1 protein-coding gene is annotated in these 251 nt (G+C 46.6%); it reads right to left on the bottom strand.

The window, feature by feature from the left end; genetic code table 11:
* Nucleotides 1-251 (bottom strand): immunoglobulin-like domain-containing protein (locus MWU32_RS00235; protein WP_246936632.1); only part of this gene is annotated, 251 nt, incomplete at both ends.

Raw genomic sequence — 251 nt, 5'->3', positions numbered from 1 at the left:
GCAGTGGCACCAAGTTCTGTATATGTACCACAAGCCTCAATCTCTTGCGGATTAGCGCCCGTAAGCGTAATGGTTGGATCAGTGTTATCGACTACGTTAACGGTTCTTGTAACTTCTGTTGCAGAATTTCCTTCGGCATCCATTACGTTATAAGTTACGGTATAAGTACCTACCACAGCAGTGTTTACCGCTGATGCATCTATGACGATGCTGCCGGAAATATCACCAAAGCAGGGATCGTTCGCAGTGGC

Source organism: Gelidibacter sp. F63206, assembly GCF_023015735.1.
The sequence above is the reverse complement of the archived record's forward strand: the minus strand, read 5'-3'. Positions and strand labels throughout refer to the sequence as shown.